This is a genomic window from Streptomyces cinnabarinus, assembly GCF_027270315.1.
In the GTDB taxonomy this organism is placed as follows: Bacteria; Actinomycetota; Actinomycetes; order Streptomycetales; family Streptomycetaceae; genus Streptomyces; species Streptomyces cinnabarinus.
Genome location: NZ_CP114413.1, coordinates 2,095,687 through 2,119,348, shown reverse-complemented (window position 1 = coordinate 2,119,348; position 23,662 = coordinate 2,095,687). Strand labels below are relative to the sequence as shown.

19 protein-coding genes and 2 rRNA genes are annotated in these 23,662 nt (G+C 70.5%); 15 read left to right on the top strand and 6 right to left on the bottom strand.

What is annotated here, in order from left to right:
* Nucleotides 1–81: 81 nt before the first annotated feature.
* The 4 genes from STRCI_RS09525 (at nt 82) to STRCI_RS09510 (ending at nt 5,376) form a co-directional block, all read left to right on the top strand.
* Nucleotides 82–3,207 (top strand): 23S ribosomal RNA (locus tag STRCI_RS09525).
* Nucleotides 3,208–3,310: 103 nt separating this feature from the next.
* Nucleotides 3,311–3,427 (top strand): 5S ribosomal RNA (rrf, locus tag STRCI_RS09520).
* Nucleotides 3,428–3,580: 153 nt separating this feature from the next.
* Complete coding sequence (locus tag STRCI_RS09515) at nt 3,581–4,732, top strand: hypothetical protein (RefSeq protein ID WP_269664517.1); 1,152 nt, start codon at nt 3,581–3,583, stop codon at nt 4,730–4,732.
* Nucleotides 4,624–5,376 carry a tetratricopeptide repeat protein gene (locus tag STRCI_RS09510; RefSeq protein WP_269664516.1) on the top strand — a complete coding sequence of 251 codons (753 nt, stop codon included), beginning with the start codon at nt 4,624–4,626 and terminating at the stop codon, nt 5,374–5,376. The genes STRCI_RS09515 and STRCI_RS09510 overlap by 109 nt, the downstream gene beginning before the upstream one ends.
* A gap of 48 nt (nt 5,377–5,424) precedes the next feature.
* Here STRCI_RS09510 and STRCI_RS09505 read toward each other — a convergent pair whose 3' ends face one another.
* Nucleotides 5,425–6,717 carry a DUF1015 domain-containing protein gene (locus tag STRCI_RS09505; protein ID WP_269658427.1) on the bottom strand — a complete coding sequence of 431 codons (1,293 nt, stop codon included), beginning with the start codon at nt 6,715–6,717 and terminating at the stop codon, nt 5,425–5,427.
* A 72-nt stretch (nt 6,718–6,789) separates the two neighbouring features.
* Here STRCI_RS09505 and STRCI_RS09500 point away from each other — a divergent pair, with 72 nt between their 5' ends.
* The 4 genes from STRCI_RS09500 (at nt 6,790) to STRCI_RS09485 (ending at nt 10,816) form a co-directional block, all read left to right on the top strand.
* Nucleotides 6,790–7,818 (top strand): HAD hydrolase-like protein, encoded by a 1,029-nt coding sequence (locus STRCI_RS09500; RefSeq protein ID WP_269658426.1) that lies wholly within the window; start codon nt 6,790–6,792, stop codon nt 7,816–7,818.
* A 61-nt stretch (nt 7,819–7,879) separates the two neighbouring features.
* A complete protein-coding gene (locus STRCI_RS09495; protein ID WP_269658425.1) occupies nt 7,880–8,923 on the top strand; it encodes a FecCD family ABC transporter permease in 1,044 nt (347 codons plus the stop codon).
* Nucleotides 8,920–9,957, top strand: a complete 1,038-nt coding sequence (locus STRCI_RS09490; RefSeq protein ID WP_269658424.1) for a FecCD family ABC transporter permease — start codon at nt 8,920–8,922, stop codon at nt 9,955–9,957. The genes STRCI_RS09495 and STRCI_RS09490 overlap by 4 nt, the downstream gene beginning before the upstream one ends.
* A 13-nt stretch (nt 9,958–9,970) precedes the next feature.
* Nucleotides 9,971–10,816, top strand: a complete 846-nt coding sequence (locus STRCI_RS09485) for an ABC transporter ATP-binding protein (RefSeq protein WP_269658423.1) — start codon at nt 9,971–9,973, stop codon at nt 10,814–10,816.
* Nucleotide 10,817: 1 nt separating this feature from the next.
* Here STRCI_RS09485 and STRCI_RS09480 read toward each other — a convergent pair whose 3' ends face one another.
* Complete coding sequence (locus STRCI_RS09480) at nt 10,818–11,165, bottom strand: SCP2 sterol-binding domain-containing protein (protein ID WP_269658422.1); 348 nt, start codon at nt 11,163–11,165, stop codon at nt 10,818–10,820.
* A 42-nt stretch (nt 11,166–11,207) separates the two neighbouring features.
* Between STRCI_RS09480 and STRCI_RS09475 the strand changes: the two genes are divergently transcribed.
* The 6 genes from STRCI_RS09475 to STRCI_RS09450 all read left to right on the top strand — a co-directional run bounded on the left by STRCI_RS09475 (nt 11,208) and on the right by STRCI_RS09450 (nt 17,330).
* Complete coding sequence (locus STRCI_RS09475; RefSeq protein WP_269658421.1) at nt 11,208–11,489, top strand: hypothetical protein; 282 nt, start codon at nt 11,208–11,210, stop codon at nt 11,487–11,489.
* A gap of 7 nt (nt 11,490–11,496) precedes the next feature.
* Nucleotides 11,497–12,312 (top strand): TlyA family RNA methyltransferase, encoded by an 816-nt coding sequence (locus STRCI_RS09470; RefSeq protein ID WP_269658420.1) that lies wholly within the window; start codon nt 11,497–11,499, stop codon nt 12,310–12,312.
* Complete coding sequence (locus STRCI_RS09465; protein WP_015661465.1) at nt 12,309–13,214, top strand: NAD kinase; 906 nt, start codon at nt 12,309–12,311, stop codon at nt 13,212–13,214. Before STRCI_RS09470 ends, STRCI_RS09465 begins: the two co-directional genes overlap by 4 nt.
* 136 nt (nt 13,215–13,350) lie before the next feature.
* A complete protein-coding gene (recN, locus tag STRCI_RS09460; RefSeq protein ID WP_269658419.1) occupies nt 13,351–15,093 on the top strand; it encodes a DNA repair protein RecN in 1,743 nt (580 codons plus the stop codon).
* Between the two features lie 101 nt (nt 15,094–15,194).
* Nucleotides 15,195–15,923, top strand: a complete 729-nt coding sequence (locus tag STRCI_RS09455; protein WP_269658418.1) for a hypothetical protein — start codon at nt 15,195–15,197, stop codon at nt 15,921–15,923.
* Nucleotides 15,924–16,187: 264 nt separating this feature from the next.
* Nucleotides 16,188–17,330, top strand: a complete 1,143-nt coding sequence (locus STRCI_RS09450) for a glycosyltransferase family 4 protein (protein ID WP_269658417.1) — start codon at nt 16,188–16,190, stop codon at nt 17,328–17,330.
* Nucleotides 17,331–17,469: 139 nt separating this feature from the next.
* Here STRCI_RS09450 and STRCI_RS09445 read toward each other — a convergent pair whose 3' ends face one another.
* Nucleotides 17,470–19,119, bottom strand: coding sequence for a PucR family transcriptional regulator (locus STRCI_RS09445; RefSeq protein ID WP_269658416.1), 1,650 nt, complete (start codon nt 19,117–19,119; stop codon nt 17,470–17,472).
* A 92-nt stretch (nt 19,120–19,211) separates the two neighbouring features.
* On the opposite strand from STRCI_RS09445, the gene STRCI_RS09440 reads away from it, so the two are divergent.
* On the top strand, nt 19,212–20,165 hold the full coding sequence (locus STRCI_RS09440) for an LLM class F420-dependent oxidoreductase (RefSeq protein WP_269658415.1): 954 nt from the start codon (nt 19,212–19,214) through the stop codon (nt 20,163–20,165).
* Between the two features lie 61 nt (nt 20,166–20,226).
* Here STRCI_RS09440 and STRCI_RS09435 read toward each other — a convergent pair whose 3' ends face one another.
* The 3 genes from STRCI_RS09435 to STRCI_RS09425 form a co-directional block, all read right to left on the bottom strand.
* Nucleotides 20,227–21,612, bottom strand: a complete 1,386-nt coding sequence (locus STRCI_RS09435; RefSeq protein WP_269658414.1) for an FAD-binding oxidoreductase — start codon at nt 21,610–21,612, stop codon at nt 20,227–20,229.
* A gap of 88 nt (nt 21,613–21,700) precedes the next feature.
* Nucleotides 21,701–22,663, bottom strand: a complete 963-nt coding sequence (locus tag STRCI_RS09430) for a TauD/TfdA dioxygenase family protein (protein WP_269658413.1) — start codon at nt 22,661–22,663, stop codon at nt 21,701–21,703.
* A 30-nt stretch (nt 22,664–22,693) separates the two neighbouring features.
* The gene (locus STRCI_RS09425; RefSeq protein WP_269658412.1) at nt 22,694–23,644 is read right to left on the bottom strand and encodes an AEC family transporter; all 951 of its coding nucleotides are present in this window, start codon (nt 23,642–23,644) and stop codon (nt 22,694–22,696) included.
* Between the last annotated feature and the right edge of the window lie 18 nt (nt 23,645–23,662).

Sequence of the window (23,662 nt, the reverse complement as noted above, 5' to 3'; positions counted from 1 at the left end):
GTGCACTCGGACCGTTAAGGGTTCGGGGTGATGGGTGGCTGGTCGTTGTTTGAGAACTGCACAGTGGACGCGAGCATCTGTGGCCAAGTTTTTAAGGGCGCACGGTGGATGCCTTGGCACCAGGAACCGATGAAGGACGTGGGAGGCCACGATAGTCCCCGGGGAGTCGTCAACCAGGCTTTGATCCGGGGGTTTCCGAATGGGGAAACCCGGCAGTCGTCATGGGCTGTCACCCGCTGCTGAACACATAGGCAGTGTGGAGGGAACGCGGGGAAGTGAAACATCTCAGTACCCGCAGGAAGAGAAAACAACCGTGATTCCGGGAGTAGTGGCGAGCGAAACTGGATGAGGCCAAACCTACGACGTGTGAGACCCGGCAGGGGTTGCGTCGTGGGGGTTGTGGGATCTCTCTTTCACAGTCTGCCGGCTGTGAGGCGAGTCAGAAACCGTTGATGTAGGCGAAGGACATGCGAAAGGTCCGGCGTAGAGGGTAAGACCCCCGTAGTCGAAACGTCAGCGGCTTGCTTGAGAGACACCCAAGTAGCACGGGGCCCGAGAAATCCCGTGTGAATCTGGCGGGACCACCCGCTAAGCCTAAATATTCCCTGGTGACCGATAGCGGATAGTACCGTGAGGGAATGGTGAAAAGTACCGCGGGAGCGGAGTGAAATAGTACCTGAAACCGTGTGCCTACAAGCCGTGGGAGCGTCGGACGGAGAGCTTGCTCTTCGTCTCGTGACTGCGTGCCTTTTGAAGAATGAGCCTGCGAGTTTGCGGTGTGTTGCGAGGTTAACCCGTGTGGGGAAGCCGTAGCGAAAGCGAGTCCGAATAGGGCGACATAGTAGCGCGCTCAAGACCCGAAGCGGAGTGATCTAGCCATGGGCAGGTTGAAGCGGAGGTAAGACTTCGTGGAGGACCGAACCCACCAGGGTTGAAAACCTGGGGGATGACCTGTGGTTAGGGGTGAAAGGCCAATCAAACTCCGTGATAGCTGGTTCTCCCCGAAATGCATTTAGGTGCAGCGTCGTGTGTTTCTTGCCGGAGGTAGAGCACTGGATAGGCGATGGGCCCTACCGGGTTACTGACCTTAGCCAAACTCCGAATGCCGGTAAGTGAGAGCGCGGCAGTGAGACTGTGGGGGATAAGCTCCATGGTCGAGAGGGAAACAGCCCAGAGCATCGACTAAGGCCCCTAAGCGTACGCTAAGTGGGAAAGGATGTGGAGTCGCAGAGACAACCAGGAGGTTGGCTTAGAAGCAGCCACCCTTGAAAGAGTGCGTAATAGCTCACTGGTCTAGTGATTCCGCGCCGACAATGTAGCGGGGCTCAAGCGTACCGCCGAAGTCGTGTCATTGCGATATGTACCCCCAACGGGGATCGTGATGGGTAGGGGAGCGTCGTGTGCCGGGTGAAGCAGCCGCGGAAGCGAGTTGTGGACGGTTCACGAGTGAGAATGCAGGCATGAGTAGCGATACAAACGTGAGAAACGTTTGCGCCGATTGACTAAGGGTTCCTGGGTCAAGCTGATCTGCCCAGGGTAAGTCGGGACCTAAGGCGAGGCCGACAGGCGTAGTCGATGGATAACCGGTTGATATTCCGGTACCCGCTGTGAAGCGTCAAACATCGAATCCAGTGATGCTAAGCCCGTGAAGCCGCCTGCCCCCAGCTTTGCTGTGGGTGGGAGTGGTGGAGCCGGTGACCCGAGCTGGTAGTAGGTGAGTGATGGGGTGACGCAGGAAGGTAGTCCATCCCGGGCGGTGGTTGTCCCGGGGTAAGGGTGTAGGCCGTGCGATAGGCAAATCCGTCGCACATGAGGCTGAGACCTGATGCCGAGCCGATTGTGGTGAAGTGGATGATCCTATGCTGTCGAGAAAAGCCTCTAGCGAGTTTCATGGCGGCCCGTACCCTAAACCGACTCAGGTGGTCAGGTAGAGAATACCGAGGCGTTCGGGTGAACTATGGTTAAGGAACTCGGCAAAATGCCCCCGTAACTTCGGGAGAAGGGGGGCCATGTCTGGTGAGAGGACTTGCTCCTCGAGCTGGGTGTGGCCGCAGAGACCAGCGAGAAGCGACTGTTTACTAAAAACACAGGTCCGTGCGAAGCCGTAAGGCGATGTATACGGACTGACGCCTGCCCGGTGCTGGAACGTTAAGGGGACCGGTTAGTCCGACTTCGGTCGGGCGAAGCTGAGAACTTAAGCGCCAGTAAACGGCGGTGGTAACTATAACCATCCTAAGGTAGCGAAATTCCTTGTCGGGTAAGTTCCGACCTGCACGAATGGCGTAACGACTTCTCGACTGTCTCAACCATAGGCCCGGTGAAATTGCACTACGAGTAAAGATGCTCGTTTCGCGCAGCAGGACGGAAAGACCCCGGGACCTTTACTACAGTTTGATATTGGTGTTCGGTTCGGCTTGTGTAGGATAGCTGGGAGACTTTGAAACGCGGACGCCAGTTCGCGGTGAGTCGTCGTTGAAATACCAGTCTGGTCGTGCTGGATGTCTAACCTGGGTCCGTGATCCGGATCAGGGACAGTGTCTGATGGGTAGTTTAACTGGGGCGGTTGCCTCCTAAAGAGTAACGGAGGCGCCCAAAGGTTCCCTCAGCCTGGTTGGCAATCAGGTGTTGAGTGTAAGTGCACAAGGGAGCTTGACTGTGAGACCGACGGGTCGAGCAGGGACGAAAGTCGGGACTAGTGATCCGGCGGTGGCTTGTGGAAGCGCCGTCGCTCAACGGATAAAAGGTACCCCGGGGATAACAGGCTGATCTTCCCCAAGAGTCCATATCGACGGGATGGTTTGGCACCTCGATGTCGGCTCGTCGCATCCTGGGGCTGGAGTCGGTCCCAAGGGTTGGGCTGTTCGCCCATTAAAGCGGTACGCGAGCTGGGTTTAGAACGTCGTGAGACAGTTCGGTCCCTATCCGCTGCGCGCGCAGGAATATTGAGAAGGGCTGTCCCTAGTACGAGAGGACCGGGACGGACGAACCTCTGGTGTGCCAGTTGTTCTGCCAAGGGCATGGCTGGTTGGCTACGTTCGGGAGGGATAACCGCTGAAAGCATCTAAGCGGGAAGCCTGCTTCGAGATGAGTATTCCCACCCACTTGATGGGGTAAGGCTCCCAGTAGACGACTGGGTTGATAGGCCGGATCTGGAAGCCCAGTAATGGGTGGAGGTGACCGGTACTAATAGGCCGAGGGCTTGTCCTCAGTTGCTCGCGTCCACTGTGTTAGTTCTGAGGCAACGACCGTTGCCGGTTTGAGCAGAACGCATAACTACAGAGTGTGCTTGTTCGCTCGAAACCATTAGGGTTTCGGTGGTCATAGCGTGAGGGAAACGCCCGGTTACATTTCGAACCCGGAAGCTAAGCCTCACAGCGCCGATGGTACTGCAGGGGGGACCCTGTGGGAGAGTAGGACGCCGCCGAACAATCTTTGGGAAGGACCCCTGGTCACCAGCGTTCAGCTGGGACCAGGGGTCCTTTTGTTTTTACAATGTTTGCAGTACCGAGACAGGAGTCACCGATGTCCACCAACTCTCCCGACGATCGACCGGAGCGCGACCAGCGGCGACGGGACAGTGGTGACCGCGGCGATCGTGGCGGTTACCGCGGTGGCGACCGTGGTGACCGTGGCGGCTTCCGTCGGGACGACCGTCGCAGCGACGACCGCCGCGACGGTGGTCGGGGCGGTGACCGTGGCGGCTACGGCCGGCGTGACGACCGTCGCGATGACCGCCGTGGCGACAACCGTGGCGACAACCGTGGTGCTGACAACCGCGGTGGCGGCTACGGCCGTCGCGATGACCGCCGCCCGGACGACCGTGACCGCGGTGGCTACGGCCGTCGGGACGACCGCCGCGACGACCGTCGCGACGACCGTGGACCGCGTCCGCCGTTCCGCCGGGACGACCGTCCGAGCGGTCCGCGCCGCGACGACCGCGACCGTGGCTTCCGGCGCGATGACCGCGGCGACCGCCCTGCCTTCCGCCGTGACGACGACCGTGGTGGCTTCCGCCGCGACGACCGGCGTGATGACAACCGCAGTGGTGACAACCGCAGTGGTGACAACCGTGGTGGTGGCTACGGCCGTCGCGATGACCGCCGCCCCGATGACCGTGACCGCGGTGGCTACGGCCGTCGGGACGACCGCCGTGATGACCGGCGCGACGATCGTCGTGACAGCGACCGTGGCGGGTTCCGCCGCGACGACCGCGATCGTGGTGGCGACCGTGACCGTGGCTTCCGCCGCGATGACCGCGGCGACCGCGGCGACCGCGGTGGCTTCCGTCGGGACGACCGCGGCGACCGTGGCGGGTTCCGCCGCGACGACCGTCCGGGCGGTTCGCGCCGTGACGACAGGCGTGACGACCGGCGGGATGACCGGCGCGACGACCGCCGTGACAGCGACCGTCGTGACGGCGACCGCGGTGGCTTCCGTGGCCGTGACGACCGTGGGTTCCGTAGGGACGACCGCGGCCCCCGTCGTGACGACCGCGGTGGGCGTCCGGGTGGGTTCCGGGGACGGGACGACCGGGGTGGTCGGGACGACCGGCGTGGTGGCGGTTTTGGGCGCCGTGACGACCGGGACCGGGACCGCGACAGGGACCGCGAGCCGATCAAGCGGCTGCCGATCCCCGAGGACGTCACGGGCGACGAGATCGACAAGGACGTACGGCAGGAGCTTCAGAGTCTGCCGAAGACGCTCGCTGAGGATGTCGCCAAGAACCTGGTGATGGTCGCGCGGCTGATCGACGAGGACCCCGAGGGCGCGTACGGCTACTCCAAGGTGGCTCTGCGGCTGGCGTCGCGGGTCGCCGCCGTACGGGAGGCCGGCGGGTTCGCCGCGTACGCGAACCAGAAGTACTCCGAGGCCCTGGCGGAGTTCCGGGCCGCTCGGCGGATGACCGGGAACGCGGAGCTGTGGCCGCTCATGGCCGACTGCGAGCGTGGGCTCGGGCGGCCGGAGAAGGCGCTGGAGATGGCCGGGGCGCCCGAGGTGCACAAGCTGGACAAGGCCGGGCAGGTCGAGATGCGGCTCGTCGCGGCCGGTGCCCGGCGTGACCTGGGGCAGCTGGACGCGGCGATCGTGACGCTGCAGAGCCCCGAGCTGGCCTCCAGCTCCGTACACCCGTGGACGGCGCGGCTGCGGTACGCCTATGCCGACGCGCTGCTGGCGGCCGGGCGGGAGAGCGAGGCCCGGGAGTGGTTCGCGAAGGCCGTGGAGTCCGACAAGGACGGCAGCACGGACGCCTCGGACCGGCTCGCGGAGCTCGACGGTGTCGAGTTCGTGGACGCGTTCACCGATGACGACGAGGGCGAGACGCCGGACGACTCCGAGAAGGCTGAGAAGGACGAGAAGGGCGAGACGGACGAGTAGGGCGTAGTGGAGAGGGGCGGATCCCGATGGGGTCCGCCCCTTTCGCGTTCACAGGTCCAGTGCGCGCAGGACCAGGCCGGAGGCCGGTTTCGGGCCGAACGACGTCGACTTGCGGGGCATGGTGACGCCCTGGCGGGCCAGGTCGCGGACGACCTCCTCGCGGACCGGGTGCATCAGTACGGCCGTACCGCCGTGGCGTTCCGCCTTGCGGACGGTGGCCGCCGCGTCGTGGATGTAGGCGATGCGGGTCGGGTCGTCCTCGGGGATGTGCCAGATGTGGTCGAGGAGGGTGGCGTGCAGGACCGTGGCGTCCAGGGTGCGCCAGGCCTGCGGGCGGTCGGTGGGGACGGTGCGGGCCAGCAGGCCGGGGTCGGGCCGGTCGAGTAGGTGGAAGGAGCCGTCGCCCGCCAGGAGGAAGGCGTTCCCCGCGCGGGCTGCCTCGGCGAGGGATTCCAGGGCCGCCGTGAGGGGGGCCTCCAGGCGCTGGACGCGGAGGTGGCCCTCCAGGGCGGCCACGGCGTCCGCGACCGGCAGGCCGTGCAGGAGGCGGTGGATGGCGCGGACGCGCAGCGGGTAGCGGGCCGTGTCGACCAGGAGGACCAGGCCGTAGTCCCAGGGGCTGGGGGAGGGGTGCTCGGAGCGCAGTCTGCGGTAGGTGGCCCAGCGATGGTGGCCGTCGGCGATGAGGGCCTGGTGGCGGGCCAGGTCGGTCTGGATCCGGTCCAGGTCCTCGGGGGCGGTGATCGCCCACAGGCGGTGGCGGAAGCCGTCCTCGGTGGTCGTGGCGAGCAGCGGGGGCTGCTCGATGACGCGCTCGAGTACGGCCGAGGTGTCGGCGGCCGAGCCGTTGCCCCGGTAGGTGAGCAGCAGGGGTTCGAGGTTCGCCGAGGTGGCGCGCATCAGGGCCGCACGGTCGGCGACTACATGAGGCATGACGTCCTCATGGGGCAGCACCACATGCTCCGAGGGGTCCGACAGGCGCAGGGCGCCGATGACTCCGCGCTGGAGCGTGCCGTCGGTGTCGCACTGCTCGTAGACGTAGAGGCAGGGTTCGTCGTCGGCGGTCAGGACGCCCTCGGAGAGCCAGCGGCGCAGGGTCTGGGCCGCCTGTTCGTTGCGGGTACTGGGGGTGCCGGCCTGGGGGAGGATCAGCCGGACGATGTTGTGCGGGTCCGCGTCCTGGAGGTGGTGCAGGCCGTCGGGGCGGACCACGACGTCGTACGGAGGGGACGTCACGGCGGCCAGACTGCCGACCCGGTCGGGGTCGTAGCGAAGTCCTCGGAACGGGGTGAGTTCGAGGCCTCGGCGCGCCGTTGCTTCCGAGTGACCTGCTGTGTTCATCCCGGCATCGTACGTGTGTCAGTGGCATGCGGGATGATCGGGGGAAAGCCGTCGAACGAGGAGCGATGCGGAATGAGCCAGAGCGTCAGGACGAGCCCGGCGGGCAGTGGCCGGGCCCTGAGCGAGGCGTACGACACGGCGCTGCTCGATCTGGACGGGGTGGTGTACGCGGGCGGGAACGCGATCGTGCACGCGGTCGATTCGCTGGCCGTGGCTCGTGCGGGCGGGATGCATCTGGCGTACGTCACCAACAACGCTCTGAGGACGCCGGACACGGTGGCCGGGCATCTGACGGAGCTGGGGATACCGACCGGCGCGGGGGATGTGATCACCTCGGCGCAGGCGGTGGCCCGGCTGATCAGTGAGCAGGTGCCGGAGGGTGCCCGGGTGCTCGTGATCGGTGGCGAGGGGCTGCGGGTGGCGCTGCGTGAGCGGGGGCTCGTACCCGTGGAGTCGGCGGAGGACGATCCGGCGGCGGTCGTGCAGGGGTACGGCGGGCCGGACCTGGCGTGGGCGCGGTTCGCCGAGGCGTCGTACGCCGTCGCGCGGGGTGTGCCGTGGTTCGCGTCCAACACCGATCTGACGATCCCGAGCGGGCGGGGGATCGCGCCCGGTAACGGCGCGGCGGTGGAGGTCGTGCGGATCGCGACCGGTGCCGAGCCTCAGGTGGCGGGCAAGCCGTTGCCTCCCATGCACCGGGAGACGATTCTGCGCACCGGCGCCGAGCGGCCGCTGGTGGTCGGGGACCGGCTGGACACGGACATCGAGGGGGCGTTCAACGGCGAGGTGGACTCGCTGCTGGTGCTGACCGGTGTGACCGACGGCGCCCAGTTGCTGGCGGCGCCGCCGCAGCACCGGCCGACGTATGTGGACGCGGATCTGCGGGGGTTGCTGACCGGGCAGCCGGAGGTCAGGGCCGAGGCGGACGGCTTCCGGTGCGGTGGCTGGAAAGCGACGGCCGGTGCGGAGCGGCTGGAGTTGGACGGCGACGGGGAGGCGCTGGACGGGCTGCGCGCGCTGTGTGCGGCGGCCTGGACCGCGGCGGGCGCGGGGTCGTGTGCGCTGGACGCGGGGAAGGCGCTGGCCAGACTGGGTTTGTGAGCCCTCGTTCGATACCGACTCGGCATCGTAAGCAGATGGGAGGGTAGGCTAACCTAACCGGGTGTTGGTCGACAGTCCTCCCGAACAGCGCGCGGAGACCGCCCCCGCGCCCCCAACCCGCCGGGCGATCCGTTCCCTTGGGCTTCTCCTTTCCGTCGTCATCCTGGTGCTCGTCGCGCTGGCGAGCATCGCGGTCGGAGCGAAGGACCTCTCCCTGGCCCAGGTCTGGCACGGCCTGTTCCAGGACACGGGGACGTACGGCGACGTCGTCGTCGACGAGCGGATCTCCCGGACCGTGCTCGGCCTGCTGGCCGGTGCCGCGCTGGGTCTGGCGGGGGGTGTCCTCCAGGCGCTCACCCGCAATCCGCTGGCCGATCCCGGACTGCTCGGCCTCAACGCCGGTGCCTCCGCCGCCGTCGTCACCGCCATCACCTTCTTCGGCGTCACCTCGCTGAACGGCTATATCTGGTTCGCCTTCTCCGGCGCGGCCGCGGTCGGGGCGCTGGTCTGGTTCCTCGGCGGCAGCCGGGGTGCCACCCCGGTGCGGCTCGCGCTCGCCGGTACGGCGATCAGCGCCGCGCTCTACGGCTATCTCCAGGCCGTCATGATCATGGACGAGGCGGCGCTCGGCCGGATGCGCTTCTGGACGGTGGGTTCGCTGTCCTCGGCGACCGACTCGACCATCAAGCAGGTCGTGCCGTTCCTCGTGCTCGGCATGATCCTGGCGCTGGCGCTGGCCCGGCCGCTCAACGCCATGTCGATGGGCGACGACACCGCCAAGGCGCTCGGCGCCCATCTCAACCGCACCCGGGCGCTGTCGATGCTCGCCGCCACCGTGCTGTGCGGCGCCGCGACCGCCGCCTGCGGCCCGATCGTCTTCGTCGGCCTGATGGTGCCGCACGTGGTGCGCTCCTTCACCGGCCCCGACCTGCGCTGGATCCTGCCGTACGCGGGCATCCTGTCGCCCGTGCTGCTGCTCGGCGCCGATGTGATCGGCCGGGTCGTCGCGCGGCCCGCGGAGCTTCAGGTCGGCATCATCACCGCGATCATCGGCGGCCCGGTGTTCATCTATCTCGTACGACGGCGGAGGACGGCGCAGCTGTGAAGAGCAACCGTGCGGTGCGGACCCCGGGCGGGCTCTCCGTCCGGCTGGACGTCCGTGCCTTCACCGTCGTCGTCCTGCTGCTGCTCGCCGCGCTGACCGCGAGCGTGGTGCTGATCGGCACCGGTGACTTCCCGATCCCGGCCGGCGATGTGGTCAAGACGCTGTTCGGGGAGGGCGATCCGGGACAGGAGTTCATCATCCAGGAGCTGCGGCTGCCGCGTGTCGTGGTCGGTCTGCTGGTCGGCGCCTCGCTCGGGCTCGGCGGCGCGCTGTTCCAGGCGGTCTCCCGCAACCCGCTGGGCAGCCCGGACGTCCTCGGCCTCGGACAGGGCGCCACGGCCGGCGCGCTCACCATGATCGTGCTGTTCTCCGGCAGCGCCACCCAGGTCACGATCGGCGCCCTCGTCGGCGGCCTGCTGACCGGTCTGGCCATCTACCTGCTCGCCTGGAAGCAGGGCGTGCACGGCTATCGGCTGGTCCTGGTCGGTATCGGTGTCTCCGCGATCGTCACTGCCATCAACGGCTATCTGCTCACCATGTCCGACATCATCGACGCCGCCCGCGCGGTGGTGTGGATGACCGGCTCCCTCAGCGGCCGGGACTGGGAGCAGGTGTGGCCGCTGCTCGCACTGTGCGCCGTACTCGTCCCGCTGGTCCTCGCCAACGCGCGCGGGCTGCGGATGATGGAGATGGGCGACGACGTCTCCCACGCCCTCGGGGTACGCGTGGAGCGCGTACGGGCGTTCCTGATGGTGGCCGCCGTCCTGCTGACCGCGACCGCCACGGCCGCCGCCGGCCCCGTCAGCTTCGTCGCGCTCACCGCCCCCCAGCTGGCCCGGCGGCTGACCCGCGCCCCCGGCCCCAACCTGCTGCCCTCCCTGTGCATGGGAGCTGCCCTGCTGGTCACCGCCGACTGGGTCTCGCAGCGCCTGTTCGGGGCCGACCAGCTGCCCGTCGGCGTGGTCACCGGAGTGCTCGGCGGCGTCTATCTGCTGTGGCTGCTGGTCACCGAACGCCGGGCGGGCCGGATATGAGCGGCACCCGGACATGAGCGGTACCGCGAACAAGAACACCCGAAGGAGCACTGTGAACCGCCTGTCCGCCGAGAACGTCACCCTCGCCTATGACCAGCGGGTCATCGCCGAGCAGCTGTCGGTGGAGATCCCCGACAACTCCTTCACGGTGATCGTCGGCCCCAACGCCTGCGGCAAGTCCACGCTCCTGCGGGCGCTGTCGCGGATGCTCAAGCCGAACCAGGGCCGGGTGCTGCTGGACGGACAGGTCATCCAGTCGATGCCGGCGAAGAAGGTCGCCCGGACCCTCGGGCTGCTGCCGCAGTCCTCGATCGCGCCGGACGGCATCACCGTCGCCGACCTGGTCGGCCGCGGCCGCTACCCGCACCAGGGCATCCTGCGCCAGTGGTCCGCCGAGGACGAGCGCGTGGTCCAGGAGTCGATGCGGCAGACCGGGGTGGCCGAACTCGCCGAGCGCTACGTCGACGAACTCTCCGGCGGCCAGCGCCAGCGCGTCTGGATCGCGATGGCGCTCGCCCAGCAGACCCCGCTGCTGCTCCTCGACGAGCCGACCACCTACCTGGACATCCAGCACCAGATCGATGTCCTGGACCTGTGCGCGGAGCTGCACGAGGAGCAGGGCCGCACGCTGGTCGCCGTGCTGCACGACCTCAACCACGCCGCCCGGTACGCCACCCACCTCATCGCCCTCAAGGGCGGCGAGGTCATCGCGGAGGGCGCGCCGAACGACATCGTCACGGCCGGGCTGGTCGAGGAGGTCTTCGGGCTGCGCTGCCAGATCATCGACGACCCCGAGACGGGCACGCCGCTGGTGGTACCGGCCGCGCGCAAGGTCCGCACGGTGAAGGCGTCCGCCTGAGCTAGAGAAGCTTGCGCAGGACGAGAAGGTCGCGCACGCCCGCGTGCAGCTTCACCCGCCCCGAGCCCCAGGCCTTGGCGAAGTGCAGCTCGCCGTCGACCAGCGCGACCAGGTCGTCGCCGGTCATGGCCAGCCTGATCTGGGCCTTCTCCGCGGGCGGACCCTGGACCGTGTCGTGCACGTGGATCCGGCCGCCCTGGAGGCGGCCGGCGAAGGTGACGTCCAGGTCGGTGATGTGGCAGCTCACCGAGCGGTCCAGGGCGGCCGCAGAGCGGACGTCCCCCTCGGCGTGCTGCATGTTGTCCGAGAGCTTTTCGAGTGCGGCGCGGCACTCTTCGATCGTGGCCATCGCGAACGACGGTACCGCAGCGCTTCGGGGTAGCGTCTGGGCATGAGCGACGCAGTCCCGGAGACGGAGACTCCCCAGGAGGCGGTGGAGCCGGAGCACGACCCCGCCGCCCCCGCCCCTTTGAACGTGCCCCGCACACCCACCGGCAACGCCGAGGTCGACGCCCAGCTGGAACGGCTGGCCGACGCCGACCACCTCGCCACGGACGGACATGTCGAGGTGTACGAGGATGTACACCGGGGGCTGCGCGACGCGCTCACCGCGCTCGACGCCCGCCCGGGACCTCCGGTGCCCCCTTCTCCGTCGTATGGCAGTAGGAGCTGAACCGAACGTGGCAGGAGTCGCACGTCGCCGTCTTGACGCCGAGCTGGTCCGGCGGAAGCTCGCGCGCTCGCGCGAGCACGCCAGCCAGTTGATCGCCGCCGGGCGGGTCAGCGTCGGCAAGACCGTCGCGACCAAGCCGGCCACCCAGGTGGAGACCGCCGCCGCGATCGTCGTCTCCTCCGACGACAGCGATCCCGAGTACGTCTCACGCGGCGGGCACAAGCTCGCCGGCGCGTTGGCCGCCTTCGTCCCGCAGGGGCTCCTCGTCGAGGGGCGGCGGGCGCTGGACGCGGGGGCGTCCACCGGCGGTTTCACGGACGTACTGCTGCGGGCCGGGGCCGCCCACGTGGTCGCCGTGGATGTCGGATACGGCCAACTCGCCTGGACTCTGCAGAGTGATGAACGCGTCACCGTCAAGGACCGTACGAACGTACGCGAGTTGACGCTCGAAGCGATCGATGGGGAGCCAGTGGATCTTGTGGTCGGGGATCTGTCCTTCATCCCGCTCGGACTGGTGCTGCCCGCCCTCGCGCGGTGCGTGAAGCCGGACGCCGATCTGGTGATGATGGTCAAGCCGCAGTTCGAGGTGGGCAAGGAGCGGCTGGGCAGTGGGGGTGTGGTGCGCAGTCCGGAACTGCGCGCCGAGGCGGTACGGGGTGTGGCACAGCGGGCCTGGGAACTGGGGCTCGGGGTGCGGGGGGTCACGGCGAGTCCACTGCCGGGGCCGTCCGGGAATGTCGAGTACTTTCTCTGGCTGCGGTCCGGGGCACCGGCACTGGACCCGGCCGACGTTGACCGTGCAGTGGCGGAGGGGCCGCGTTGACACAGAACCGAGCTCGTACTGTTTTCCTGCTGGCCCACACCGGTCGCCCCGCGGCGATCCGCAGCGCGGAGCTGGTGGTGAAGGGGCTGCTGCGGTCCGGTATCGGGGTACGTGTGCTGGAGGCGGAGGCCGCCGATCTGCCGCTGCCGGAGAGCGTGGAGCTGGTCAAGGAGGCGACTCCGCAGTGCCTGGACGGCTGCGAGCTGCTGATCGTGCTCGGGGGCGACGGGACGCTGCTGCGCGGCGCGGAGTTCGCTCGGGCGTCCGGGGTGCCGATGCTGGGCGTGAACCTGGGGCGGGTCGGGTTTCTCGCGGAGGCCGAGCGGGACGACCTGGACAAGGTTGTCGACCGGGTGGTCACCAAGGCGTACGAGGTCGAGGAGCGGATGACGGTCGATGTCGTCGTCCATCAGAACGGCGACATCGTGCACACGGACTGGGCGCTGAACGAGGCCGCGGTGCAGAAGGCCGGCGCCGAGAAGCTGCTGGAAGTCGTGCTGGAGATCGACGGGCGGCCGGTCACGGGGTTCGGGTGTGACGGGATCGTGCTGTCCACGCCCACCGGTTCCACCGCGTATGCCTTCTCCGCCGGTGGGCCGGTGGTGTGGCCCGAGGTCGAGGCGTTGCTGATGGTGCCCATCTCCGCGCACGCGCTGTTCGCCAAGCCGCTGGTCACCTCGCCGGACTCGGTGCTGGCGGTCGAGGTGCTGCCTCATATTCCGCCGGGGGTCCTGTGGTGCGACGGGCGGCGGACCGTCGAGCTGCCGCCGGGGGCGCGGGTGGAGGTGCGCCGGGGGGCGGTGCCGGTACGGCTGGCCCGGCTGCATCACGCTTCGTTCACGGATCGCCTTGTTGCGAAGTTTGCGCTGCCTGTCTCCGGGTGGCGGGGGGCGCCGCACTAGCCCACTGGGGAGGGTGGCTTCGGAGCGTCGGCGGGTGCGGGTTTGTGGGGGTTTCTCGCGCAGTTCCCCGCGCCCTTGAGGTACGTACACTCCCCCGGGTGACAGGGTGCCTCGCGTCCTGGGCGGCCTACCTCGTATGGTCTTGTCCGTGCTGGAAGAGATGCGGATACGGTCGCTCGGAGTCATCGACGACGCGGTCGTCGAGCTGTCGCCCGGGTTCACCGCGGTCACGGGTGAGACGGGTGCGGGCAAGACCATGGTGGTCACCAGCCTCGGGTTGCTGCTCGGTGGGCGCGCGGATGCGGCGTTGGTGCGGATCGGTGCCGAGAAGGCGGTGGTCGAGGGGCGGATCACCGTGCCCGAGGGCACCTCGGCCGTGGTCCGGGCCGAGGAGGCCGGGGCCGAACTCGACGACGGGGCGCTGCTGATCAGCCGTACCGTTTCCGCCGAGGGACGGTCGCGGGCCCACGTGGGTGGGCGCAGCGTGCCGGTCGGGCTGCTCGCCGAGCTGGCCGACGATCTGGTGGCCGTGCACGGGCAGACCGACCAGCAGGGGCTGTTGAAGCTGTCCCGGCAGCGGCAGGCGCTCGACCGGTACGCGGGCGACGCCGTCGCGGTGCCGCTCGCCAAGTACGGCGAGGCGTACCGGCGGCTGCGGGCCGTCGCCACCGAACTGGACGAGATCACCACGCGCGCGCGTGAGCGGGCCCAGGAAGCCGACATGCTGCGCTTCGGGCTCGACGAGATCGCGGGCGTCGAGCCGCGCGCCGGTGAGGACGTGGAGCTGGCGGAGGAGGCGGAGCGGCTCGGGCACGCCGAGGCCCTGTCGTCCGCCGCCACGGCCGCGCACGCGGCCCTCGCCGGGAATCCCGAGGATCCCGAGGGCATCGACGCCGCCACGCTCGTCGCGGGCGCGCAGCGGGCGCTGGACGCCGTACGGTCGCACGATCCGGCGCTGGCGGCGCTCGCCGACCGGATCGGGGAGATCGGGATCCTGCTCGGCGATGTGGCGGGCGAGTTGGCGGGATACGCCGACGATCTCGACGCGGATCCGCTGCGGCTGGCGGCTGTCGAGGAACGGCGGGCGGCGCTGACGGCTCTGACCCGGAAGTACGGCACTGATGTCGCCGCCGTGCTCACCTGGGCCGAGCAGGGCGCGGCGCGGCTGACCGACCTGGACGGCGACGACGAGCGGATCGACGAGCTGACCGCCGAGCGGGACGCGCTGCGGGTCGAACTGGGCGGGCTCGCACAGGCCCTGACGGATGCGCGCACCGAGGCCGCCGAGCGGTTCGCGGCCGCGGTGACCGCCGAGCTGGCCTCGCTGGCGATGCCGCACGCGCGTGTGTCGTTCGACATCCGGCAGAGCGAGGATCCGGAGGGCGTCGAGGTCGGCGGGCGCGCGGTCGCGTACGGGCCGGCCGGTGCGGACGAGGTCGAGCTGCTGCTCGCCCCCCATCCTGGGGCGCCGCCCCGCCCCATCGCCAAGGGTGCGTCCGGTGGTGAGCTGTCCCGCGTGATGCTGGCCGTGGAGGTCGTGTTCGCGGGGACGGACCCGGTGCCGACGTATCTCTTCGACGAGGTCGACGCGGGCGTCGGCGGCAAGGCCGCGGTCGAGATCGGGCGGCGGCTGGCGAAGTTGGCGAAGACGGCGCAGGTGGTTGTCGTGACGCATCTTCCGCAGGTCGCGGCGTTTGCCGACCGGCAGTTGCTGGTGGAGAAGACCAACGACGGTTCGGTGACGCGGTCCGGTGTGAAGGTGCTGGAGGGGGAGGACCGGGTTCGGGAGCTGTCGCGCATGCTGGCGGGGCAGGAGGATTCGGAGACTGCTCGGGCGCATGCGGAGGAGCTTTTGGCGACGGCTCGGGGGGATTCGTAGCGCCTGTTGGGGGCTGCGGATTGGTCGTTCGGCGTCTTGCGGGGGTGTGGGGGCTGGTCGCGCAGTTCCCCGCGCCCCTGAAGGTCTGATTAGGTTGCTGGATGATCAAACGTGCTGTCCTCACGGGTCTCCTCACCCGCGCCGGTCTTTCCGCTGTCCGCGCCCAAGCCCCGAGCCGTGGTCGGCGCGTCAACCACGCCGGACGGACCGTTGATCTGCACGCCGGGCCTGCTGGTGCCGTGGCCAGTGCCATCGGTATCGGGCAACTGAAGCCCGGTGTCGGGGCTGCCGTGCTCGTCGCCGGGGCCTGTGGGGCGTACGACGATGTCGTTGGTGCCGGGGATCCGCGACGTGGGTTCCGGGCGCATCTGTCCGCGCTCCGGGACGGTGAAGTCACCAGCGGTGCCGTCAAGTTGTTCGGGGTCGGGGCGGCCGGGATGTTCGCGGGGGCGCTGCTCAAGGAGCGGGCCGTGGACAGGCTGCTCGCCGGGGTGGTTGTCGCCGGTACCGCTCATTTCGTCAACCTGGTGGACGTACGGCCGGGGCGGGCCGTGGGTGCGGTGCTCGTCCTCGGGGTGCCGGGGCTGCTCCGGGGCGGTGCCGCGCGGGAGCTGAGCGCCGCCGCGATGGGGGCCGCCGCTGCCGTGCTCCCGGACGACCTCGGTGAGCGGTCCATGCTCGGCGACACGGGGGCGCACGCGCTGGGCGCGGCCCTGGGCGCCGCGATCGTCGCGGGCAACGGGCGGGCCGGGCTGGTGGCGCACGCGGCGGCCGTGGTGGGCGCGGCGGTGTGCGGGAGCGCGGTGAGCCGGGCGGCGCGGTACGCCTGAGACGGGTGCCCCCGGGGCTCGCACCGTGCACCCGTGCGCCGCGAACATGCGTGCCGTTGCTCACCCGTGTGGGTGACCAGGGGCTGTCCCTGTCCGTGTCGGTCGTCGATCCTGGAGACCTCGGCGTTCCCGGAACGCCCGTGCGTGCTGGCATCCTTGGCAGTGCATGTCGTACGCGCAGGGATCCTCGCGGTTCACCCCCTCCGCACGATCCTTCTGTACTTTCTTCGTGACCGCCCGACCCCGAACCAGGAGCCCGGCCACGTGACCCCCGTGAGCAGCCACTCACCGCACGGCCAGTCGCCGCTGCGCACCGTGCAGGTGCTGGGCGGAGGCAACGCCGGCAGCAGCGTGCATGTGCGATCGCTGGCCTCGGGGCTCGTGGCGAGAGGCGTGCGGGTCACCGTGTGCGCCCCCGCGGAGGCCGATCACCTCTACGGCTTCAGCGGGGTCGGCGCCGAACACGTGGAGGTGCCGCGCAGCAGCGACCCCGGCTCCGTCGCCGCGCTCCGGGCGGCCTGCGCGGACGCCGACCTGGTGCACGCGCACGGGCTGCACGCCTCCTTCCGCGCAGTCCTCGCGCTCAGCGGGCGCCGCACGCCCCTCGTGGTCACCTGGCACGACCGGGCGTATGCCGAGGGCGCCCGCGCCCATCTCGTACGACTGCTGGAGCGGCGGGTGGCGAAAGCGGCGTCCGTCGTGCTCGGGACCACCTCCGCGCTGGTGGACCGGGCCCGGCGCACCGGTGCGCGGGACGCCCGGCTGGCCGCCGTGTCGCTGCCCGGGCCCCGCCGTACCGTCGAGCACGAGCACGACGAGGCCGAGCGGCTCAGCCCCAAGGTGCGGGCCGAACTCGGGGCCACCGGACGCCCGTTGCTGATCGCCGTCGGCTCCCTGGACCGTCATCGCGGCTATGAGGTCCTGCTGGACGCCGCGCGCGTATGGCGGCGCCTGGATCCCCTGCCGCTCGTCGTCATCGCGGGCGAGGGTCCGCTGCGGGGCGAACTCCAGCGCCGTATCGAGGAAGAGGGGCTGCCCGTCCGGCTCATCGGGCGGCGCGACGACGTACGCGAACTGCTCGCCGCCGCCGATCTCGCCCTGCTGCCCAGTCGCTGGGAGGCGCGGTCCGTGCTCGCCCAGGAAGCGCTCCACGCGCGCGTGCCGCTCATCGCGACCGATGTCGGGGGGCTGCCCGAACTCGTCGGCGACGCCGCCGAACTCGTCCCGTACGGCCACCCGCAGGCGCTCGCCGAGGCCGTCGTACGCCTGCTCGCTGACGCCGAGCGGTGCGAGGTGCTTCGCGAGCGGGGGCTGCGGCAGGCGGCGACCTGGCCGACCGAGGACGAGACGGTGGCCCAAGTGCTCAGCGTGTACGACGAGTTGACCCAGCCCCGGCCGCTGATCTAGGTCCTGTCCTGGTCCCCCGCACGCCGATCGCACGCTCCCCCACCCTCGAACCGCGCTTCGTACGGCTCGGGCGGGAGGTGCCCCCACTCCGCCGCTGCGCCCGCGCTCCGCGCGAACGACGGGGAACTCCAGACAGGCCCTAGGGCACGTGGCGGCGGGCGCGCAGGGCGAGGCTCAGGGCCAGTACCGTCTGGGGGTCGTCCAGGTCCGTGCCGAGCAACTCGCCGATGCGGGCCAGGCGGTTGTAGAGGGTCTGGCGGTTCAAGTGCAGTTCGCGGGCCGTTTCCGCCTTGCGGCCCGCGTGGGCCAGGTAGGTCTGGAGCGTCGGCAGCAGCGGGGGCTTGGAGCGGGCGTCGTGGTCGCGCAGCGGGCCGATCGCGCGGTCCACGAAGGCCGCGAGGTCGGGGTGGTCGCGCAGCCGCCACAGGAGCAGGTCGATGTCGAGGCGGCGGGCGTCGTACCAGGGGCGGTCGGTCAGGCCCTGGGCCGCCGTGGCCGTCTCCGCCGCGTGCCGCAGGCTGGCCGAGGCCGCCGCCCAGCCGCCCGCGACGCCCACCACCACGACCGGCGGCTGCGCCCCGGGCCGCTGTATCCCGGCCCGCTCCACCCCGGCCCGCAGCGCCGCCGCGACCCGGTCCGCGACCGCCGAGCGCTCCGACTCCGAGCGCAGGCCCAGCAGAAGGGGGACGCGGCCCTCCACCGGACGTACGCCCAGCAGCACCGGAACCCCCACCGAGGCCAGCTCCTCGGCGACCGCGCGGGCCAGCACCGCCCAGCCGCCGCCCGGGGACAGCGCGTCGCCGAGGCGCATCACCACCGGCAGCAGCGGGCTGTCACCCGGCTTGAAGCCCAGCACGCGCGCCTGCGCGGGCGCGTCCTCCGCGGCGATCCGCCCCTCGGCGAGGTCGGTCAGGAAGTCGCCGCGGCCCCGGGCCGCCAGCTCCTCCTCCTGACGGGCCTGCATCAGGACCACCGCGAGGATGCCCGCCGCCCGTTCCGCCGCGATCCGGTGTACGGGCGCCAGGGGTGTCCGTACGGGGAGAAGGGCCAAGCGGGCCCGGACCGAACCCGTACCCGGCCCGCCGCCCGGCACGTCCACCAGCACCGAGCCCGCGGGCGCCTCCTTGTGCTGGCCGCGCAGGCCCTCCCACACCTGGAGCGGATCGGCGTTCTCCGGTCCCGACCCGGCCGCGTACAGGAGCTGGCCGTCGGTGGTCTCCAGGAACACCGGGTTGTCGCTGAAGTCGGCGAGGATGCCCAGCACCTGGGGGATCCCGCCACCGCCCAGCAGGGCCTCGGTACAGCGGCGGTGCACCTCCTCGGCGCGCTGGAGGAGCGCGTAGTGGCCGTTGACGATCTCGGTGTGGATCTCCTCGGTGACCGTCACGAACGGCACCTCGCGGTGCAGTTGGACGAGCGGGAGGCCGGCCGACCGTGCCGTGTCGACGAGGGCCGCGGGCAGCCGGGCGAAGCGCGGGCCCAGCTCCACCACCAGGGCGGCGATGCCCCGCTCGGCCAGCGTGCGGACGAACGCGCGCTGTTCGGCCGGACGGGTGCCGAGGCCGTAGCCGGTGGTCAGCAGCAGCTCGCCGCCCTTGAGCAGGGATGCGATGTTGGGCACCTCGCCCGCGTGCACCCAGCGCACGGTGCGCCCCAGCCGGTCGGCGCCCGCCAGGATCTCCGGGAGCCCGCCGCGCAGGCCGGGCAGCTCCAGTGCCCGCCGCACGGTGATGCCGGCGCCCTGGGTGTCGAATCTGCCGGTCCCGCCGCTGTCCTTGCCGCTGTCCATAGGCGGACGCTACCTGGGCCCCTGCCTCCGGGACATCTCCGGGCGATGCGGCAGGCAGGTTGGGGTGCCCGTGGCGGGGTAGCCGCTCCGCCATGGACTTCAGTGTGGTCGCCGTGGCGCGGGAGGACGACAGCGCGGTCGAGGAGCCGTTGCGGGTGGCGGTCGCCGCCGACCGGCTCGGCTACCGGGAGGTGTGGGCGGGGGAGGGGCCGACCTGGGACGCCTTCGTCCTCGCCACGGCGATCGGACGCAGCACCGAGAGCGTCGCGCTGACGGCGGGCCCGGTGCCGGTGTCGGTACGCGATCCGCTCACGATCGTGCGGGGCGCGGCCTCCTGCGCGGCCGTGACGGGGCGCCCGGTCGGGGTGGCGCTGGGTACGTCGAGCAAGCGGGTCGTGGAGGGGGTGCACGGGCGGGCCCGGGTGCGCCCGGCGGCCGTACTGGAGGAGTCGGCTGCGGCGGTGCGGGCGCTGCTGCCCGTGGCGCCGGGTGAGCCGGTGGTCCCCGGCAGCGGCTTCCGGCGCCGGCACCGGGCGCCCGGCGGCCCGCTCACCGTGGCGGCCTTCGGTGACCGGGCCGTCGGCACGGCCGCCCGGCACGCCGACCGCATGCTCCTCGACATGGTCTCCCCGGACCAGGTCCGCGAACTGCGCGCCAAGCTGCACGCCGCCGCTGACCGGGCGGGCCGTACCCCTCCCACGCTGGCCGCCTGGCTGCCCGCCGCGGTCGACCCCGGCCCCGCCTCACTCGCCCAGATCCTGCGCGGCATCGCCGGATACCTGACGGTGCCGGGCTACCGCGAGGTGTTCGCCGCCGCGGGCTTCGGCGAGGCCGTGCGGCGGGCGGCGGCGGGGGAGGACCCGCGGGTGCCCGAGGCGGCGGCGGGCGTCATGGGGCTGGTCGGCGACCTGGACGCCGTACGCGCACGGGTGGAGGCCTACGCGGAGGCGGGCCTGGACGAGATCGCGCTGGTCCCGGCGACGGCCGGGGATCCGGGCGGGGAGCGGACGCTGCGGGCCTTCGCCCGCTTGCCGGGGTGGGCCTGAGAGCACGGAGCTGTGCCGCACGGGCGCGATCACCCTCACCTGCCCGCCGCCACCGGACCGTTCACCTCGGCCTGATGTTGTGGTTGAAGCGGAACACGTTGTCCGGGTCGTACTGGCGCTTGACCTCCTCCATGCGCCGGTAGTTGTCCGCGCCGATTCCGGCGATCACCCGGTCCGGGCCCTCCGCGCCGATGAAGTTGAGGTAGACCGCGCCGGTGCTCCAGGGCCGCGCGTCGGCCCGGACGTCCCGGACCCACTGGATGCCCCGCTCGTCGTCGGCCGCGTCCTCCCACATGCCGAAGGGATGCGTGGCCCAGGGCGCGTCCCGGTAGGGCACCGGGAACTCGTGCGGACCCTCGGCGATGGCGCCGCCCTGCGGGAACACCACATGGATGGTCCCCGACGGCACGGGCATCGACTCCGCGCCCGCGCAGAACACGTCGACGTAGTCGTCCGGCAGCCCCGTCAGATACTCCGCCGACCAGTAGTTCCGCATGCCCGGCGGATCGTCGATCATGCACTGCGCGTCGACGTACGGCATCGCCCCGACGGCGACCTCCACCTCGTGCGGCAGCGCCAGCAGCGGCTCGGCCACCTTGCGCATGTCCGCCTCGCCCCCGGCGTACGTCAGGAGCATCGCGCACAGCAGCGTGCCCTGGAGGTGCGGCGGGCAGAACTCCTCGGGCGGGCCGGTGAGATAGAGGACGCCGCCGCCCGCCTCGTTCGGGGCCACGGCGAGCACATCGCGGTAGGTGCGCACGACCTCGGGGCCGTGCTCCGGGAGGTACAGCAGGAACGCGAGGGAGAACTCGGGCAGTTCGTACAGGTTCAGGGTGAGTGAGGTCGCCACGCCGAAGTTGCCGCCCCCGCCGTGCAGCGCCCAGAACAGCTCCGGGTTCTCGTCGGCGCTCGCGTGGACCTGACGGCCGTCGGCGGTGACCAGCTCCACGGCGATCAGGTTGTCGACGGCCAGCCCGCTCCAGCGGTCCAGCCAGCCCGAGCCGCCGCCGAGCACGAAGCCGCCGACACCGGTGGTGGAGACCCGGCCGCCGGTCGTGACCAGTCCGTGTGCCTGGGTCGCGTGGTCCAGGTCGCTCATCGTGGCGCCGCCCGCGACCCGTACCGCCTCGGCCGCCGGGTCGACGGTGACCCCGCGCATATGGCGCAGGTCGATGACGAGACCGCCGTCGTTGAGTGCCGAGCCCGCCACGCTGTGGCCGCCGCCGCGCACCGCGATGTTCAGGTCCAGGTCCCGGGCGAAGCGCACCGAGCGCATGACGTCGGCCTCGTCCACGCACTGGGCGATGACGGCCGGACGCTTGTCGATCATCGCGTTGAAGACGATGCGGGCGTCGTCGTAGCCGGGGTCCCCCGGGGCGAACACATCACCGCTGAGATCCTCGCGCAGCGCGGAGAGAGCCGCGCCCGCCTTCGAAGGGGAAGCCATGGCCGCCCCCTTTCCGGAAGGGGGGAATTGTCCGCTTCCAGCGTAGGCGGGCCCCGCCGTCCGGGCGCGTTCAGCCGCTGCTCCCCGGCTACCAGGCGTGCATCGGTTCCCCGCTCACCGACTGCGAGACGAATCCGTCGGGCCCCTGCGCGGGCTCGCCGAGGACGGTGACGCGGTGCATCACCCGGTCGACGTCGAGGTGCGCGAAGTCGGTGGGGGCGAGATGGCAGGTGCTGCGGTTGTCCCAGAAGGCGAGGGAGCCGGGCTCCCAGCGGAAGCGGACGGTGTACTCGGCGCTGGTCAGGTGCTGGAAGAGCAGCTCCAGCAGATGCCGGCTCTCCAGCTCGGTGAACCCGGTGATCCGGGTGGTCGAGCCGGGGCTGACGAAGAGCGCCTTCTCGCCGGTCTCGGGGTGGACGCGCACCACCGGGTGGACGGCGACCTGCGGGTCCTCGCAGTAGATCTTGAGGATCTCGCGGTCCCGCTCGTCGGAGTGGCGCAGATGGACGGCGGTGAAGAAGGCGTGCTCCGCCGTCAGCCCGTCCACGAACTCCCGCAGCGGCGCCGACAGGCCCTCGTAGGCGGCGACGGTGTTGGTCCACTGGGTGTCGCCGCCGAACTCCGGGGTCCGCTCGGCGCGCAGGATCGACAGGCTGGGCGGGTTGACCGCCTGGCTGAGATCGCTGTGCCAGCCCGCGAGCGGGGAGAGCCACTTGCGGCGGTAGTGCTCCTCGAAGTCGGCGCCGTACCGCTCGGTGTCCCGCCTGGGGTCGACCGTGAGGATCTCCGGGTGGCCCTCGGGGTGCACGCCGTGCTTCTTGCCGGGGCGCCGGGTCAGCGCGCCGAAGCGGCGGCCGAAGGCGATGTGCTGGGCGTGGGTGAGGTCCTGGTCCCGGAAGAACACGACGCGGTGGGTCAGCACGGCCTGGCGGATCTCCGCCACCGTGGACTCGTCGAGCTCCTCGCGGAGGTCGACGCCGGAGATCTCGGCGCCGATGCGGCCGGCGACCTGCCGGACGGTGATGCGGGTGAGCTGTGCGCTGGTGGTCACGGAACTGCCTTTCGTGATCGGTCGGATGCCTCAGGACGTCTGCGCCGCCCACTGCGTCCACAGCGGGAGCAGGAGCAGCGCGACCAGCGAGCTCTTGACGACGAGGGCGGCGGACATGTCGACCCCGACGTCGTAGCGCTGGGCGAAGATGAACAGGTTCTGCGGCGCGGGCATGGCCGCGATCAGCACGAGGTAGCCGAGCCACTCGCCGCCGACGCCGAAGAGGTGGTGACAGACCCCGTAGGTGATCAGGGGCAGGGCGACGCACTTGAAGGCGATGATCCACATCTCCTCCCGGGTGGTGCCGCGCAGGTTCAGGCCGCTGCCGCCGAGGTGCAGCCCGAGCGCGAACAGCGCCACCGGCGAGGCACTGTCGCCGACGAACGCGAAGCTGTCGAGCACCACCCCGGGCACCGTCACGGGCACCAGGTTGAGCAGGATGCCGGCGTTGCAGGCGATGACCACCGGGGTCAGCAGCGAGGCGGTGACGGCCGAGCCGAGCCGTCGCGCGGGGCTGCCGACCCGGTCCGGGCGCCCCAGCTCCATGATCGAGATGATCACCAGGGACAGCACGCAGACCTGGAACAGCAGCACCGGGAAGATCGGCGCCGCGTTCCCGAACAGCATGATGAACACCGGCACCGCGAAATAGGCGGTGTTGACCTGGACGGCCGCCATGATGCGCAGCGCCACCCCGCGCGGGTCGCGTACGCCGGTGGCCCGCGCCACCACTCCGGTGAGCACGGCGGCGGCGCCGGCCGCGGTCGCGTAGCCGGTGATGGCCCGCCAGTCGAACAGCGCCCCCAGATCGCTGCGGTAGATGTTCCCGAACAGGAAGCAGGGCACGGCGAAGAGGAAGGCGTAGTCCGCGAAGACCTTCGAGCTCTCGGCCGGCACCACCTTCCGCCGGGCGAGGACGACCCCGCAGCCGAAGGCCAGCACCACCGGTACCAGCTTCTCCAGAGCCTCTACCGCTCCCATTGCACGTGCCCCTGCTCG

Bases quoted from the DNA above. Each gene is read 5' to 3' on its own strand.
- STRCI_RS09505 (WP_269658427.1), bottom strand. From the start codon at position 6,717: ATGAACACAGCAGGTCACTCGGAAGCAACGGCGCGCCGAGGCCTCGAA.
- STRCI_RS09500 (WP_269658426.1), top strand. From the start codon at position 6,790: ATGAGCCAGAGCGTCAGGACGAGCCCGGCGGGCAGTGGCCGGGCCCTG.
- STRCI_RS09485 (WP_269658423.1), top strand. From the start codon at position 9,971: ATGAGCGGTACCGCGAACAAGAACACCCGAAGGAGCACTGTGAACCGC.
- STRCI_RS09480 (WP_269658422.1), bottom strand. From the start codon at position 11,165: ATGGCCACGATCGAAGAGTGCCGCGCCGCACTCGAAAAGCTCTCGGAC.
- STRCI_RS09475 (WP_269658421.1), top strand. From the start codon at position 11,208: ATGAGCGACGCAGTCCCGGAGACGGAGACTCCCCAGGAGGCGGTGGAG.
- recN (WP_269658419.1), top strand. From the start codon at position 13,351: ATGGTCTTGTCCGTGCTGGAAGAGATGCGGATACGGTCGCTCGGAGTC.
- STRCI_RS09455 (WP_269658418.1), top strand. From the start codon at position 15,195: ATGATCAAACGTGCTGTCCTCACGGGTCTCCTCACCCGCGCCGGTCTT.
- STRCI_RS09445 (WP_269658416.1), bottom strand. From the start codon at position 19,119: ATGGACAGCGGCAAGGACAGCGGCGGGACCGGCAGATTCGACACCCAG.
- STRCI_RS09440 (WP_269658415.1), top strand. From the start codon at position 19,212: ATGGACTTCAGTGTGGTCGCCGTGGCGCGGGAGGACGACAGCGCGGTC.
- STRCI_RS09435 (WP_269658414.1), bottom strand. From the start codon at position 21,612: ATGGCTTCCCCTTCGAAGGCGGGCGCGGCTCTCTCCGCGCTGCGCGAG.
- STRCI_RS09425 (WP_269658412.1), bottom strand. From the start codon at position 23,644: ATGGGAGCGGTAGAGGCTCTGGAGAAGCTGGTACCGGTGGTGCTGGCC.